The organism is Bacillus sp. NPDC094077, assembly GCF_050279465.1.
Taxonomy (GTDB): domain Bacteria; phylum Bacillota; class Bacilli; order Bacillales; family Bacillaceae_G; genus Bacillus_A.
The window spans coordinates 394,102-407,960 of the sequence record NZ_JBNNUF010000004.1 but is presented as its reverse complement, the minus strand read 5'-3'; the positions used below and the strand labels follow the sequence as shown (position 1 = coordinate 407,960).

The following is a 13,859-nucleotide window of genomic DNA, read 5'->3' as shown; positions in this document are numbered from 1 at the left end:
TCATCGTTAATCATTCCCTATACGATGAAGGAATATGCAAAAAAATAATCTCCAAATTGATTGGAGATTAAAACATTTGATATCCGCTTTTCCGAAGTTTCTTAATTACGATTCCTGCCAAAGCGGCACCTACTAATCCGGTAGTCAAAATAAACACATCTGCTTGTCCTAAATGCGATACACTTGTCCCAAATGAAGAAAATGTTTCTTTTGGCTTTGAAAAATAATCCCACACACTCGCTTTATTAATAATAAGCATACAAACAATCGGATAAACAATAACCATTACCCATGTAGCTCGCAAAATCATGTTGAGTAAAAATCCAATTCCAAAAAACAAAATAAAGAATAACATCATTGAAATAAGTAGTACCGGTATACTCACTCTTTCTCCCTCTCCTTCACATGCGCCGTAAATACATGATAAGCTGTATAACCAAATTGCTCTCCTGGATTTAATGTTTTGTCCATTTCAAGATGTAGTTCTGATTTTCTTTCTAACAAATATTTAATAAGTACAGACGTATTTGGATCATCCGCAATATTCTCTGGATGTAAGAACGCTACTTCAGACAATTCCTTCTCCTGTACAATAATATTTTCCCCTTCAGGCTCCAAAAGGAAAATAATCATATTATCACTAATCTCATTACGAATAACGCCCGATCGAATACCAATAATCCCCTTCACATGAGCGACAATACCTGTCTCTTCTAGTACTTCACGTTTCACAGCTTCATCAATCGTCTCACCTTCATTTACAAAACCAGCTGGTAAAGACCATTTCCCCTTTAATCCACTGTATTTTTTCTTAACGAATAGCCACCTGCCATCTGTTGTAGCCACTAAACCACTAACAGCTAACCATACTTTCCCTCGCTTTCCCATGCTGTAACCACCTCCACTGAAAACAACGGAATATTCTTTCTTTTCTATATATTATACTATATTTTTAAATACACTGTGACTTTTCCTTTCAAATGAGATATGATAAATTCCATATTTTTGATATACTGTTAATAAAAAATGTGTATGATACGAAAAAAGCAGAAACAGCTCTTAGCCGTTTCTGCTTTTTCTACTATATATTAGAAGAACTTTAATTTACCTTTTTTAAGAACTAATAAAGGTCCACCTAGTAAGAATAGGTAACGGTTATCGATCACTTTCTTCATGAAGGAAGCTTTCCAACCTGTTAACTTTTTACCCATAACAACGCCCATTGCATCGTCATGACCTAATGAACATACAGATCCTTTATTATCGAATGCGAATTTTTTCATTTCGCCTTTACCACGAACTAACACAGTTAAGTTGTGTGCAATGTTGTAACCTTGTTGAATCGCAATTTGTGCTGTTGGTGGGTATGGACGGTTAATCTCTTCATTAATGATTAACGCTGCGTCACCAACCATGAATACATCTTCGTATCCTGGAGCGTGCATGTACTCATCAACTTTTACACGTCCGCGCATTGCCTCAAAGCCAGACTCTTCCACAATACCGTTACCACGAACACCTGCAGCCCAAACTACTGTTTCAGACTTAAGTAATTCAGTATCGTCACCGTTTGCAACGATAATTCCTTCTTCAGTCGCTTCTTTAATTGCTGTACCGATGCGGAATTCTACGCCTTTTTTCTCAAGTTGTTTTACAGCGTACTCTACTAGTTCTGGATCGAAACCAGGAAGTGCTGTTGGAGCAGCTTCTACACAGATAATGCGTGCTTTTTCACGTGGTACATTGTACTCTTTGCAAAGTTCAGGAACACGGTTTGCAAGCTCACCTACATACTCGATACCAGTAAATCCAGCACCACCAACAACGATTGTAACTAACTCATCACGTTGTTCAGTTGCATATTGAGCGAATTTAGCTTCCATATGCTCACGAATTTGACGAGTTGCATTAATGTTAGCGATTGAGAATGCATGCTCTTTTAATCCTGTAATTCCGAATGTTTCTGATTCGAACCCAAGACCGATTACTAAGTAATCATACTCTAATTCGCCATCTTTTAAGATAATACGTTTTTCAGCAGCTTTAATTTCTACTACTGTATCTTGTACAAAGTTCACTTTATTTGTATCGATAACGTCTTGAATATCTAGACAGATTTTTTCATCTTGTAATGTACCAGCTGCGCTCTCATGTAACCAAGTCGCTTGGTAGTGATAGCTGTTGTTGTTTACTAACGTAATTTCAGCTTCATTTACAGATAATGCTTTTTGCAGACGAACAGTCGTAATCATCCCACCATAACCTGCACCTAAAACTACGATTTTTGGAGTCTTCACCAAATCACAACCCTTTTCTTTATATAATAGTAATAAAAAATAATACCAAGTACTAAAAACTCTATTTGTCAAGAATGTGGAATTTATCACATTCTATATCGTAACAAAACGTATTCAAAAAATCGTACGAATTTTGTCATAGAAATTTAACATAATACTTCCCTATATTAGTCGGTTTTATTCTAGAATTCAAGCACCTAGAGAATTATCAATATTTTAAAATAACATAGCGTTTTCAAGGGTTTTTCAGCCTTTTTTTCATGTATTTTCCTTTCTGTATATTTTATACAATTAAAAAACCAGCTATGCGAAAACTTACATATAATTCAGTCGTTTTCAGAAGTATTATAAACTCAAGTATGCTATCATTTATTTGAAAGTGTCATCATTTGCAGGATTTTCGTGTACATATGAACAATATATGAAATCAATATCAAAATTCCATCTATAGGGGGAATGAAAGTGACAGAAAATCAAAAAGTTTACGACATAACGATTATTGGTGGTGGTCCAACAGGACTATTCACAGCATTTTATGGTGGTATGAGACAAGCAAGTGTAAAGATCATTGAAAGCTTACCTCAACTTGGGGGACAATTATCCGCACTCTACCCTGAAAAATACATTTATGATGTAGCTGGATTCCCAAAAGTGCGTGCGCAAGAGTTAGTTGATAACTTAAAAGAGCAAATGAAGAAATTTGATCCAACCGTTTGCTTAGAAGAAGCTGTTGATACGCTTGAAAAACAAGCTGACGGTATATTTAAACTTGTTACGAATAAACAAACTCACTATTCTAAATCAGTCATTATTACTGCTGGCAATGGTGCTTTCCAACCACGCCGCTTAGAATTAGAAGATACAGCAAAATATGAAAAGAAAAACTTACATTATTTCGTTGATGATATGAATAAATTTGCTGGCAAGCGTGTCGTAGTATTTGGTGGCGGCGATTCTGCGGTAGACTGGACAATGATGTTAGAACCGATTGCTGACAAAGTTACAATCGTTCATCGCCGTGATAAATTCCGTGCACATGAACATAGCGTCGAGAACTTGATGAATTCTCGTGCAGAAGTAAGTACACCGTACGTTCCAGTTGAACTCATTGGTGATGACAAAATTGAACAAGTCGTTCTTCAGCACGTAAAAACTGAAGAAAAAGTTATCATCGATGTCGATGACGTAATTGTAAACTACGGCTTCGTTTCATCTCTTGGCCCAATTAAAAACTGGGGCTTAGATATCCAAAAAAACAGCATTCTCGTGAACTCGAAAATGGAAACAAATATTCCTGGCATTTATGCTGCTGGTGACATTTGTACATATGAAGGAAAAGTAAAACTCATTGCTTGCGGCTTTGGTGAAGCACCAACAGCAGTAAACAATGCCAAAGCTTACTTTGATCCAAACGCAAAACTTCAACCGATGCATAGCTCTAGTATGTTTTAATATAGAAACGAAAGAACTCCTTTTACATGAAAGGAGTTCTTTCGTTATAGAGATCCCTAATCCAAATTATCTCTCTTTCTTCACAGCTATCTACTTTAGCGAAAAATACCACATCCTCCCAAAATATGTTACAATTAAATAGAACATACGTTTCGTTTAATGGAGGGAGATTTTATAATGAAAGAACCTATTATCGTAAAAAAAGAAGCTTTCCAAGCAATCGGCATTTCTATTACGACAACAAATAAAAAAGAGGCATCTACTGAAGGAAAAATCCCACAACTTTGGAAGCAATACTTCCAAGAACAAATCATGCATCACATCCCAAATCAACAAACAAAGGAAACATTCGCTTTCTACTCAAATTACGAATCAGATGAAACTGGTACATATACATTTACGATTGGCATGCTCGTTTCTTCATTAGAAGACATTCCTGAAAATATGACAACTTTAACAATACCTGCCGCTACATATGCGGTATTTACAACGAGAAAAGGTCCAGTTTCTGAGGTCGTTTGCGAGGCTTGGGAATACATTTGGCAATGGTCGAAAGAAAATAAACGTGCCTTTACAACAGATTTCGAGCTTTATGATGAAAGAGTGTTAGATCCAAATAACGCGCAAGTAGATATTTATATCGCATTAGCTTAAAGAAGATACCCTTTGGTATCTTCTTTTTTGTCGTTAAATAGCCACTGGGCAAATTCATTATTATTGTCTACAATGAGAAAGTGCAGTATAGAAATATTAGAAACTGTATAAAGTGAAACTATAATCAGTGGGGGTTTCATCCATCCCCCACTGATTATTAGTTGAACTAATCGGGCGTTTACTGCCCGTTAATGCGGGGTAAAACGATTGTTAATAGTTTTTTTTAGTCTAAAAATGATACATAGAAAGGAAGCAATATGGAGGAACTACAACAAAATAAATCTGCTGTAGAGGGCAGTGGAAAACCGTTATTAAAAAATACGAATTTCCTTTTCCTTTGGGCAGCTACTCTCTTTTCAAGCTTTGCTTTAGCCTTTTTTACTTTTTCACAAACGTGGTACATAGCAAAAACATTAAACCTTGAGGCTTCACTCGGTGTTGTTTTCGTAGCCCTTAGTGTTCCAAGGCTTATTTTTATGATTGTCGGCGGCGCTGTAGCTGATAAATTCCCGAAAAAAAATATTATGTTTTACTCCAATATTATTCGTGCTATTCTTGTCGCAACCATTCTCACATGGTTTATCGTCGGTGATGTAACACTATATACATTTGCTTTATTCGCTTTATTCTTTGGACTTGCTGATGCTTTTTTCTGGTCAGCTGATGGATCTATCTTACCGGAACTTGTAGAAAAAAGCCGTTTAACACAAGCAAACTCACTTACACAAATGACAAACCAAGCATCGGTCATCTTGGGACCTGTACTTGGCGGAATTCTTATCAAATTTACGAACTATGAAACAATCTTTTCGATTACGATTTTATTACTGATCGTCGCGGCCATACTCGTTCAAAAAATACAATTTACGATGGCAAAACAAAAAGATACAGACAAAGGCATGTTCACTTCTATTAAAGAAGGAATCTTATATGTAAAGGAATCACCATTCCTTTCAACTTTTCTCATTTGTAGCGCCTTTTTAAACTTATTTTTAATCGGTCCGATGCAAGTCGGTTTCCCGCTTTTTGTTAAAAACGTGCTGCACGGTGATTCCCTCCAGTTCAGTTACTTAGAAGCAGCTGTTGGTGGTGGGATGGCAATAGGCGCTGTCATTGTCGGATTAAAAAACATTAACCGCAGACGTGGTCTATTTTGCATTATCATGATGCTACTTTCTGGTGTATTCTTCTTATCCATCAACTTTAGCACTGTACTTTGGCAAGCATTATTAGCCGGCATGTTTTACGGTATTACAATCGCAATGGCGATTGTTCCGCTTATGGCAATGATTCAATCGACAGTAAAAGAAGAAATGATGGGACGCGTAATGAGTTTACTTATGCTATCGTCAATGGGCTTTATCCCGCTTTCTTATGCATTCACATCAATTGCGCTTGCAATAGGAATTCCAATCGTAACAGTTATGAAAAGCGGTGCAATCGCTGTTATCGTCTTCGTACTATTTGTCGCAATTCGTGTTCCAGTTGTAAGGAAGTTCGATTAGCTACGTAGAGTCATGCATTATACGCATGACTCTTTTTTAAATGGATCAAATAGTCGTATCCCCTTACTTCTTCTCAACGCTGCTCCCCACTGTTTTTTGTTTCTCATTCACCGCATACTTTCCTAAAAAATAAATAATGATAGAATCAGTTTTATTCAATTGAAATCGATAGTACTTCAAAACTTGTTTTTGGTATGTATTAAACTCTTCTTTACTTCGAAATTCACTATATGGTTTCATTAAATTATATAAGCTTCCCATTTTTATCACCTCATTTATAGGTAAGAAGCAGGAAGCGAAATTGGCGTGATATTTAATATTTTTTATTGGAGATGAAAATATGATCGTAATTAGTGCTTGTTTAGGTGGTATCGCTTGTCGGTATGACGGCAACGATAATCTTGTTTCCAAAATAGAGGAGTTATTACAAAGAGAAGATACTATCCTCGTTTGTCCTGAAGTATTAGGAGGATTGCCAACGCCTCGTCCTTCAGCTGAAATTATTGATGGGAATGGCGATGACGTTTTGGACGGAAAAGCGAGAGTGATGACAAAAGATGGTGAAGATGTCACAGAAGCTTTCGTGCGTGGTGCTTATAAAGCATTAGAACAAATAAAAGATTTAAATCCAGAATATATTATTTTAAAAGAGCGTAGTCCATCTTGTGGTAGTTCTACTATTTACACAGGAGAATTTAACGGCAATAAACAAACTGGTTACGGGGTAACAACAGCTTTATTTAAAAGAAATGGATTTAAAGTCATTTCAGAAGAAGATTTTGAGAATGAAAAAAGGAATTGACCCTGTTCGTCAATTCCTTTTTCTTTCTTATTTCGCACCTAGTTTTTCTTTCACTTTCGCAGGAAGCTCGTCCTTCTTCACTTCTTCCCAAGCTGATACACCTTTTTTATCTGAGTGATATACACGTAGGAATGCTTCTTTACGAAGATTTTTTTGAGCTATGAATTCTAACTCTTTCTCTTTACCGTCTTTATCAAAACCAGTTAGTTTATATCGGTAATTTTTATATGGCTCACCATCATTAGATTTACCATTATACTCTTTTCCATCTACTGTAATTTGAACGTAATATTCATCTTTACCCATACGGTTTAAATCACAACCAACTAAAAGACTTGCAAAAACAACTAAAATACTAAAAAGTGCAATGTATCTTTTCATTTCTTTCACCTCATGTGTTTTTTCTTATATCCTTATCTTAAAGCCCAAGCTTTAAAGAAGAAATTCAAAAACATGACATGAACATTACACTTTTGTAAGATAATAATTATTTCTTCACTCTAGAAATCGTCATCCCATCACCAATTGGAATTAGTACAGATTCTAAATTTGGATGAGCTGCTGCCATTTCATTAAATTTCTTCATAACTTCTGTATAGCGTTTTTGTTTCGCACTTTCATCTACTACACTGCCACCAGCTAGTACATTATCTGTAACAATTACAGCACCTGGCTTAGCCAGCTTAATACAATATGTTAAATAGTTCTCGTAATTTTCTTTATCCGCATCAATAAAAAAGAAATCAAATTGCTTATTATCTGCGACTAACTTTTCAAGACTTTGTAAAGCAGCACCAGTCATATACGACACTTGTTTTCCGAATCCCGCTTTATGTAGATTATTATGTGCTACCTCTGCATATTTCTTTTCTAGTTCAAGAGAAGTTAACGTACCCTCTTCTCCAAAACCTTTCGCAAGGCAAATGCCGCTATAACCACCTAATGCACCTATTTCTAAAATATCTTTCGCTCCAGAAATAGAAACTAGCATCGTTAAAAGTTTTCCCGAAGAAGGTGATACGGATATCGGCGGCATTTCATTTTCTTGTATTGAAACGATTACTTCATCCAGAAAAGCATCTTGACCACAGAAAACTGAATCGATATAACGATTAATTTGTTTCATCAGATGCAGTCCCTTGCTCTAGTTTTGCCTTCTCATCTAACGTAGGCGCTTCTTCTGTTTCACTCTCATGTATTTCAAATAGTTGTGTAAATTCATTAATAACCATATCAATTGCCTTTAATTCCCCGATTAAAATTTGCTGAATAGACTGGAATTCTGGCTCACTTAACTGTTGTTTAATTGTCGCTCGTTTCAAATTCATCATTTCTAAAAAGGCAATTGCTCTCCCTCGGCGAAATGTTTTCGGCCCGCGATGATGAGATCCATCTCTCCCTTTATGACGCTCACCACGGTGGTGTCCTTCTTTCATAAACTTATCTTTTCTCATTTCAAATCCCTCTTTGTATACAAATGTATACATTTATTTTATATCTAGAAGTGTATACGTTTGTATACAAAATGTCAAAACAAAAGAAAAACCCTTATGAAAAAGGAATCATTTCACTCCTTTCTCATAAAGATTTTTCTCATGTAATTCTTTATTCACACCACTCATCTTCCACACCAGTTTTTCCACTTGCTATGAATTTTATTACATAATCTCCTTATACCACTTATTACACCCTCTATTACGGATTCAATTATAATCTCTATCAAAAAATATTTTACCGATCTAATAAAAGGTTTAATAACGTATCTCCCTACGAACTCAAAAATATTTCCAATCATGCATCCCTCCTTCTTACACAAGGAAAATACTACTTTTTGCGTAACCTGCGTTCCGTCACAACAGCTGCCCCTACTGCAGTAGATACCAACAAGAATAGTACAGCGATAACATCCACGATGATGCTATTAAATTTGGACGAGACTCCGACAAACACTAAAGCGATTGTTATCACTGCTAATAAAATTAGCGTTACCTGATTTTCATTCATCCTTGTACTCTCCAATCACTCACGTTTCTCTCTCCAAGACTTTATAAAACTACCTACCATATCAGTAATAACTGCTGCTATTAAGGCCAACGCAAATAGTACTGCCCCTGCACTTAAATATAAGTTTCCGATCATGTCAGTAACGAATAACCCAATTAGTGCTATTAAGGCCAGAATTCTGGTGCTTTTCTTCGCTTTTTTTATTTTCACTTTTATCCTCATACCATTCATTCCTTTTATGTAATCTCTTTTCATTTTTTTGTACAACTCTTTAAACCTTCTTAAACTATGTAACCTTACCATATTATACCAAATAATAATCCTACTATAACTTTACACATCTTCTTCATACACATAAACCAATTTCTAATTATGCAAAAGACAAAAGTTAGAAGAAAAATAATCATTCCTTATCCAACTAGCGGTTTCGTTTTCAATATATGAAAAGGGATTTCCAAATGATGAAGTGAATATATATTTATTGTTTTCTAACTTTTGAGCGAAAGTTTTTTACATAAGTTTCATTCTGTCCTAATTTAAAGTTTTCGAGAGGAGAAATAATATGAATCCTATTTTATTAGATGTTCCGTTACAAATAGAAACAGACAGACTCATTCTTCGAGCACCACTTCAAGCTGGTGAAGGGAATGTAGTACATGAAGCTATTAAAGATTCAATTAGTGAATTAAAGCAATGGTTGTTTTTATTCCAGTCAACTCCTACTGTTGAAGAAACGGAAATTCTCCTGAGAAATGCGCATATAGATTTTTTGAAAAGAGAAAGCTTTCGCTATCTTATCTATCATAAGGAGACGAATGATTTTGTTGGAACAGCTAGCCTTCACGGAATTAATTGGAAAGTTTCTAAATGCGAAATTGGATACTGGATTAACACGCAATTTAGTGGCAGTGGATATATGACAGAAACAGTAAGTACGTTAACAACCCTTGGATTTCAGTTATTCAAATTTAGAAGGATTGAAATACGATGTGAATCTAATAACACGAAAAGTCGTGCGATCCCTGAAAAACTAGGCTTTGAGCTTGAAGGGATACTACGTAATGAAGATCTTTCAGCTGACGGCAAACAACTAACTAATACCTGCATCTATGCAAAGGTAAAGTGAAACTTTAATCAGTGGGGGTTTTGTTCATCCCCACTGATTATTAGCCCTCACCAATCGGGCTTTTACGGGCAGTTGATCCCCCACCTAACTTCTTTGCTTTCGCTGAATTTTGAGGTGGTGGTCTTACTGCCCGGCAAATAGCGGGATAAATTAGATTAAGAGTTTAACATTCGTTGCACAAATATCTTAAGACCGATTTCTAAATTTGGAAGGCGGCTTTTTTGATTTTTTACGACAAAAGAAAAGACCTTTTTAACGATTTTATTTCACCGCTAAAAAGGTCTTTCTCTACTTCTGCTAAAAACTTAGCACTCTTCCGGCTTACCAGCATTCGTCGCTGTACGGAAAGATGATCCACATCCGCATGATGCGATTGCGTTTGGATTGTCGATTGTGAATCCACCGCCAAGCATAGATTGTTTATAATCAATTTTTACTCCTTTAACAATTGGAGCACTTTCTTTATCGATAACAAATTCAACACCGAAAAACTCAAGAACTGTGTCGTCTTCTTTTGGTTCTACTTCAAATCCTAAGCCGTAAGAAAGACCACTACATCCGCCGCCGTGTACAGCAAGGCGCACGTACTTCTCTCCATCTTCAGCATCTTTTAACATATCTTTAATTTGAAAAGCTGCTTGTTCTGTTACTTCAATCATGAAATACACCATCCTTTCTGTTCTCATTCTATTATACATCTTTACGCTTCTATCTTGTACTCATACACTCCGCGGCAAATTACTTCCGCAGGTCCCTTCATTAACACATTTCCTTCTTCTGTCCATGCAATCATTAAATCGCCGCCAGCTAAATGAACTGTAATTTCCTTACCACGTTCCATCTTTCCATTTAAAATAGCAGCTACAACCGCAGCGCATGCCCCTGTCCCGCAAGCTTGTGTTACACCAGATCCACGTTCCCAAACGCGGAAGTTCATCTCTTCATCATTCAAAATCTCAATGAATTCAACATTTACTCGCTCTGGGAACATTTCATGTGTCTCAAGGACTGGGCCAAGTGTTGTAAGAGGTGCTTCCTCTACATCATCAACAAAAATAACTGCATGCGGATTCCCCATTGAAACAGCTGTAAATGCATAACGATGATTATTGTATAAGAAGTTTTCACGAATAAATGGTGTTTCACCTTCACCAAGCATCGGTATTTCCGCACGTGTTAAACGCGGTGCTCCCATATCGATTTTTGCTAATGTCACTACACCATCTTCTACCGTTACCTCTGCCGTTACAATCCCAGCTAACGTTTCAATTGTGAAAACTGTTTCTTCTACTAGTTTATGCTCATACGCATATTTCGCTACGCAGCGTAAACCGTTGCCGCAGCTCTTTCCTTCTGAACCATCATTATTAAACATGCGCATTTTCACCGGTGCTACATCAGAAGGACAAATTAAAATCATCCCATCTGCTCCAATACCAGTATTAATATTTGAAACCTTTTCCGCCACAAGAGCTAAATCTTCTTCAGGAATTTGTTCTTCAAACATATTTACATATATATAACTATTGCCAAGACCATGCATTTTTGTAAAAGAAAATTGGCTCATTTGTATTCACTCCAAAAATAATTTGTTATTTTAAGTATAAAATGCATGCTTTTAGAACACAATATGAATGTCCCCCGTTTCTCATATTTGATAACGTTTTGGCGATAAGTCAATCTTGCACAAACAGTGTAAGAAAAAAGCCCTTCTAAAAGGGCCTTTTTTTATTTATCCCGCTATTTGTGGGCAGTAAGACTCCCGATTGGTTCAACTAATAATCAGTATTATCCTGCCCTCCGAAATAACGTTTTATCTCATGTAAAAAGAAAAAGGCGCTGCCCATTCGCAACACCTTAAAACATTGGATTTTCATCCAAATACTCATATACATTATTTACAAGTTCTTCTACTGTTGCACCTTGTACTACTTCACCATTCACAAGGGCAAATGGTCCTTCAAAACAAATACCACAATATCCTAAACAACCATACTCCATTACATCTAAATTCGGATCTTTTTCTAATTTCTCTAAAGCTGCTTGTGAACCACTCGCAAGGTTACCTACACAAAATTCAATTAATGGTTTAATCAAAATTCTCCCCCCTGTACTACAAAACAAATTACCCATTACTATAATAGGCTTTCTGACTTCATCTATAAGAAGAAAACTAAGCTGTTTCTTGTTGTTTTCGTTACACATTCTAAACTATTTAGTTACTTCATTACTTTACTTCAAAGTAGATGACTTCTTCTATATAACATGCTACTTGCAATACAATAGTAACTAAAAGGTAAAAACAGTTTACTTTACTTTTCTTCTTATTGTACAACAGAGTATTCATTCATGCATTGTTATTTGTTCACAAATTCGATATAATTTGATTGAGTAAAGTCAAAATATTTTATTAATATAAAATTTTATGATTAGGGGATATTTCAACAGAAAAGGGGTAATCCATCATGAAACACCTCGTAATACTAGGTGGCGGCTACGGTGGAATGAGAATTCTGCAGCGGCTACTTCCAAGCAACCAACTTCCAGATGATGTACAAGTGACATTAATCGACAAAGTACCATATCATTGCTTCAAAACTGAATATTATGCATTAGTTGCGGGTACAATTTCAGAAACGCATATTCGTATACCGTTTCCTGAGCACCCACGTCTCAATATTCAATACGGCACAGTAACAAATATTGATCTCGAAGAAAAAGCTGTTCATCTCGATGGCGGCGAAGCTATCAAATATGACGATTTAATTATCGGACTTGGCTGTGAAGATAAATATCATAACGTTCCTGGGGCGAAAGAATATACACATAGCCTACAATCGATTGAACAAACACGTAAGACATATGAACAATTAAATAGTCTAGAACCAAACGCAACAGTTGCTGTCGTTGGTGCTGGCCTAAGCGGCGTTGAAGTAGCAAGTGAACTTCGCGAAAGTCGTTCGGATTTAAAGATTTATTTATTTGATCGAAAAGATAGAATTTTATTCCCGTATCCAGAGAAGTTAAGTAGATACGTAGAAGAATGGTTCGTAAAACATAAAGTTGCCATTATACGAAACTCTAACATTACAAAAGTAGAACCAAATATTGTGTACAACCACGATGAACCACTTGAATGTGATGCAATCGTCTGGACAGCTGGTATTCAAGCAAATGAAGTTGTTCGAAACCTTCCAGTTGAACAAGATGGTAGCGGACGGGTTGTCTTAACGAAATATCACAATATTCCGAATAATGAGCACGTTTATGTTGTAGGAGATTGCGCAGCACTTCCACACGCACCATCTGCTCAACTTGCTGAAGGTCAAGGAGAACAAATTGTTCAAATATTGTTAAAACGTTGGAATAATGAACCACTTCCTGATGAACTACCTGTTATTAAATTAAAAGGCGTTCTCGGCTCTCTTGGTAAGAAGCATGGCTTTGGTTTACTCGCAAACCAGCCATTAATGGGACGTGTACCTAGGTTATTAAAATCCGGTATCCTCTGGATGTACAAATATCATAACGGTTGATACTTTACAGGCTGTCTACTATGTAGGCAGCCTCTTTTCATCAATTAAAAAATATTTTTTCATAAACGGAAATTGCCAGAAATATTTTTCCCAATATTGATTCACAAAATTTTCTATTTTTATATTAAAAACTATTGATAAAAAGTATATGCTATTTGTAAGTTGTTTTTATTATTTCCTTTAGGACCGAATTCATTCGGTCTTATTTTTCATGTGATAAATACTTTTATTAGGAGGCATTACATTTCACTTATGAACTTAACGAAACTAAACGATCGAATAGAAGCGAAGAAAAAAGAATTGATCTATCTCGTTGAAATGTACGGATTCACTCATGATAAAGTGATCTCTTTCAGCCAAGAATTAGATCGTTTACTTAACTTGTTAATAGAACTCAAAACGAAGAAAAAACGTTGCTCTTTATAACCTTATTTTTCTATTTTCCTCTCTTTTTTGATACGATATAAATAGAATCAGAAAGGA

Annotated in this window: 18 protein-coding genes and 1 pseudogene; 7 read left to right on the top strand and 12 right to left on the bottom strand. The window is 35.9% G+C overall.

What is annotated here, in order from left to right; genetic code table 11:
- Positions 1-67: 67 nt before the first annotated feature.
- The 3 genes from ACQKNR_RS13870 to ACQKNR_RS13860 all read right to left on the bottom strand — a co-directional run bounded on the left by ACQKNR_RS13870 (position 68) and on the right by ACQKNR_RS13860 (position 2,297).
- Entirely contained in the window at positions 68-385 is a 318-nt protein-coding gene (locus ACQKNR_RS13870; protein ID WP_427318408.1) for a YuiB family protein, read from the bottom strand.
- Positions 382-888: an NUDIX hydrolase gene (locus tag ACQKNR_RS13865; RefSeq protein ID WP_427318407.1), complete on the bottom strand. Its 507-nt coding sequence runs from the start codon at positions 886-888 to the stop codon at positions 382-384. Before ACQKNR_RS13865 ends, ACQKNR_RS13870 begins: the two co-directional genes overlap by 4 nt.
- Before the next feature lie 200 nt (positions 889-1,088).
- On the bottom strand, positions 1,089-2,297 hold the full coding sequence (locus tag ACQKNR_RS13860) for an NAD(P)/FAD-dependent oxidoreductase (protein WP_427318406.1): 1,209 nt from the start codon (positions 2,295-2,297) through the stop codon (positions 1,089-1,091).
- A 462-nt stretch (positions 2,298-2,759) separates the two neighbouring features.
- Here ACQKNR_RS13860 and ACQKNR_RS13855 point away from each other — a divergent pair, with 462 nt between their 5' ends.
- The 3 genes from ACQKNR_RS13855 (at position 2,760) to ACQKNR_RS13845 (ending at position 5,908) form a co-directional block, all read left to right on the top strand.
- Entirely contained in the window at positions 2,760-3,749 is a 990-nt protein-coding gene (locus tag ACQKNR_RS13855; protein WP_427318405.1) for an NAD(P)/FAD-dependent oxidoreductase, read from the top strand.
- A 177-nt stretch (positions 3,750-3,926) separates the two neighbouring features.
- Positions 3,927-4,403: a GyrI-like domain-containing protein gene (locus ACQKNR_RS13850; RefSeq protein WP_427318404.1), complete on the top strand. Its 477-nt coding sequence runs from the start codon at positions 3,927-3,929 to the stop codon at positions 4,401-4,403.
- A 257-nt stretch (positions 4,404-4,660) separates the two neighbouring features.
- Positions 4,661-5,908 carry an MFS transporter gene (locus tag ACQKNR_RS13845; protein ID WP_427318403.1) on the top strand — a complete coding sequence of 416 codons (1,248 nt, stop codon included), beginning with the start codon at positions 4,661-4,663 and terminating at the stop codon, positions 5,906-5,908.
- 84 nt (positions 5,909-5,992) lie between these two features.
- Here ACQKNR_RS13845 and ACQKNR_RS13840 read toward each other — a convergent pair.
- A pseudogene (locus tag ACQKNR_RS13840) lies at positions 5,993-6,169 on the bottom strand (helix-turn-helix domain-containing protein); the annotation flags it as partial.
- Between the two features lie 79 nt (positions 6,170-6,248).
- Between ACQKNR_RS13840 and ACQKNR_RS13835 the strand changes: the two are divergent.
- Complete coding sequence (locus tag ACQKNR_RS13835) at positions 6,249-6,710, top strand: DUF523 domain-containing protein (protein WP_427318402.1); 462 nt, start codon at positions 6,249-6,251, stop codon at positions 6,708-6,710.
- 27 nt (positions 6,711-6,737) lie between these two features.
- On the opposite strand, the gene ACQKNR_RS13830 is transcribed toward ACQKNR_RS13835, so the two are convergent.
- The 5 genes from ACQKNR_RS13830 to ACQKNR_RS13810 all read right to left on the bottom strand — a co-directional run bounded on the left by ACQKNR_RS13830 (position 6,738) and on the right by ACQKNR_RS13810 (position 8,981).
- Entirely contained in the window at positions 6,738-7,091 is a 354-nt protein-coding gene (locus tag ACQKNR_RS13830; protein ID WP_427318401.1) for a YxeA family protein, read from the bottom strand.
- A 106-nt stretch (positions 7,092-7,197) separates the two neighbouring features.
- The gene (locus tag ACQKNR_RS13825; protein WP_427318400.1) at positions 7,198-7,836 is read right to left on the bottom strand and encodes an O-methyltransferase; all 639 of its coding nucleotides are present in this window, start codon (positions 7,834-7,836) and stop codon (positions 7,198-7,200) included.
- Positions 7,823-8,164: a hypothetical protein gene (locus tag ACQKNR_RS13820; protein WP_427318399.1), complete on the bottom strand. Its 342-nt coding sequence runs from the start codon at positions 8,162-8,164 to the stop codon at positions 7,823-7,825. Before ACQKNR_RS13820 ends, ACQKNR_RS13825 begins: the two co-directional genes overlap by 14 nt.
- Positions 8,165-8,534: 370 nt before the next feature.
- The gene (locus tag ACQKNR_RS13815) at positions 8,535-8,714 is read right to left on the bottom strand and encodes a hypothetical protein (protein ID WP_427318444.1); all 180 of its coding nucleotides are present in this window, start codon (positions 8,712-8,714) and stop codon (positions 8,535-8,537) included.
- Between the two features lie 15 nt (positions 8,715-8,729).
- Complete coding sequence (locus tag ACQKNR_RS13810) at positions 8,730-8,981, bottom strand: hypothetical protein (RefSeq protein ID WP_427318398.1); 252 nt, start codon at positions 8,979-8,981, stop codon at positions 8,730-8,732.
- A gap of 295 nt (positions 8,982-9,276) precedes the next feature.
- On the opposite strand from ACQKNR_RS13810, the gene ACQKNR_RS13805 reads away from it, so the two are divergent.
- Positions 9,277-9,840 carry a GNAT family N-acetyltransferase gene (locus ACQKNR_RS13805; RefSeq protein WP_427318397.1) on the top strand — a complete coding sequence of 188 codons (564 nt, stop codon included), beginning with the start codon at positions 9,277-9,279 and terminating at the stop codon, positions 9,838-9,840.
- Positions 9,841-10,145: 305 nt separating this feature from the next.
- On the opposite strand, the gene ACQKNR_RS13800 is transcribed toward ACQKNR_RS13805, so the two are convergent.
- The 3 genes from ACQKNR_RS13800 to ACQKNR_RS13790 form a co-directional block, all read right to left on the bottom strand.
- The gene (locus ACQKNR_RS13800; protein ID WP_000573822.1) at positions 10,146-10,499 is read right to left on the bottom strand and encodes a HesB/IscA family protein; all 354 of its coding nucleotides are present in this window, start codon (positions 10,497-10,499) and stop codon (positions 10,146-10,148) included.
- 41 nt (positions 10,500-10,540) lie between these two features.
- Entirely contained in the window at positions 10,541-11,407 is an 867-nt protein-coding gene (dapF, locus tag ACQKNR_RS13795) for a diaminopimelate epimerase (RefSeq protein WP_427318396.1), read from the bottom strand.
- A gap of 290 nt (positions 11,408-11,697) precedes the next feature.
- Positions 11,698-11,937: a YuzB family protein gene (locus ACQKNR_RS13790; protein ID WP_000595026.1), complete on the bottom strand. Its 240-nt coding sequence runs from the start codon at positions 11,935-11,937 to the stop codon at positions 11,698-11,700.
- Between the two features lie 368 nt (positions 11,938-12,305).
- Between ACQKNR_RS13790 and ACQKNR_RS13785 the strand changes: the two genes are divergently transcribed.
- Entirely contained in the window at positions 12,306-13,376 is a 1,071-nt protein-coding gene (locus ACQKNR_RS13785) for an NAD(P)/FAD-dependent oxidoreductase (protein ID WP_427318395.1), read from the top strand.
- Between the two features lie 252 nt (positions 13,377-13,628).
- Complete coding sequence (locus ACQKNR_RS13780) at positions 13,629-13,802, top strand: aspartyl-phosphate phosphatase Spo0E family protein (RefSeq protein WP_193412953.1); 174 nt, start codon at positions 13,629-13,631, stop codon at positions 13,800-13,802.
- Positions 13,803-13,859: the final 57 nt, after the last annotated feature.

Bases quoted from the DNA above. Each gene is read 5' to 3' on its own strand.
- ACQKNR_RS13825 (WP_427318400.1), bottom strand. From the start codon at position 7,836: ATGAAACAAATTAATCGTTATATCGATTCAGTTTTCTGTGGTCAAGAT.
- ACQKNR_RS13830 (WP_427318401.1), bottom strand. From the start codon at position 7,091: ATGAAAAGATACATTGCACTTTTTAGTATTTTAGTTGTTTTTGCAAGT.
- ACQKNR_RS13785 (WP_427318395.1), top strand. From the start codon at position 12,306: ATGAAACACCTCGTAATACTAGGTGGCGGCTACGGTGGAATGAGAATT.
- dapF (WP_427318396.1), bottom strand. From the start codon at position 11,407: ATGAGCCAATTTTCTTTTACAAAAATGCATGGTCTTGGCAATAGTTAT.
- ACQKNR_RS13800 (WP_000573822.1), bottom strand. From the start codon at position 10,499: ATGATTGAAGTAACAGAACAAGCAGCTTTTCAAATTAAAGATATGTTA.
- ACQKNR_RS13850 (WP_427318404.1), top strand. From the start codon at position 3,927: ATGAAAGAACCTATTATCGTAAAAAAAGAAGCTTTCCAAGCAATCGGC.
- ACQKNR_RS13820 (WP_427318399.1), bottom strand. From the start codon at position 8,164: ATGAGAAAAGATAAGTTTATGAAAGAAGGACACCACCGTGGTGAGCGT.
- ACQKNR_RS13780 (WP_193412953.1), top strand. From the start codon at position 13,629: ATGAACTTAACGAAACTAAACGATCGAATAGAAGCGAAGAAAAAAGAA.
- ACQKNR_RS13835 (WP_427318402.1), top strand. From the start codon at position 6,249: ATGATCGTAATTAGTGCTTGTTTAGGTGGTATCGCTTGTCGGTATGAC.
- ACQKNR_RS13805 (WP_427318397.1), top strand. From the start codon at position 9,277: ATGAATCCTATTTTATTAGATGTTCCGTTACAAATAGAAACAGACAGA.
- ACQKNR_RS13845 (WP_427318403.1), top strand. From the start codon at position 4,661: ATGGAGGAACTACAACAAAATAAATCTGCTGTAGAGGGCAGTGGAAAA.
- ACQKNR_RS13815 (WP_427318444.1), bottom strand. From the start codon at position 8,714: ATGAATGAAAATCAGGTAACGCTAATTTTATTAGCAGTGATAACAATC.
- ACQKNR_RS13865 (WP_427318407.1), bottom strand. From the start codon at position 888: ATGGGAAAGCGAGGGAAAGTATGGTTAGCTGTTAGTGGTTTAGTGGCT.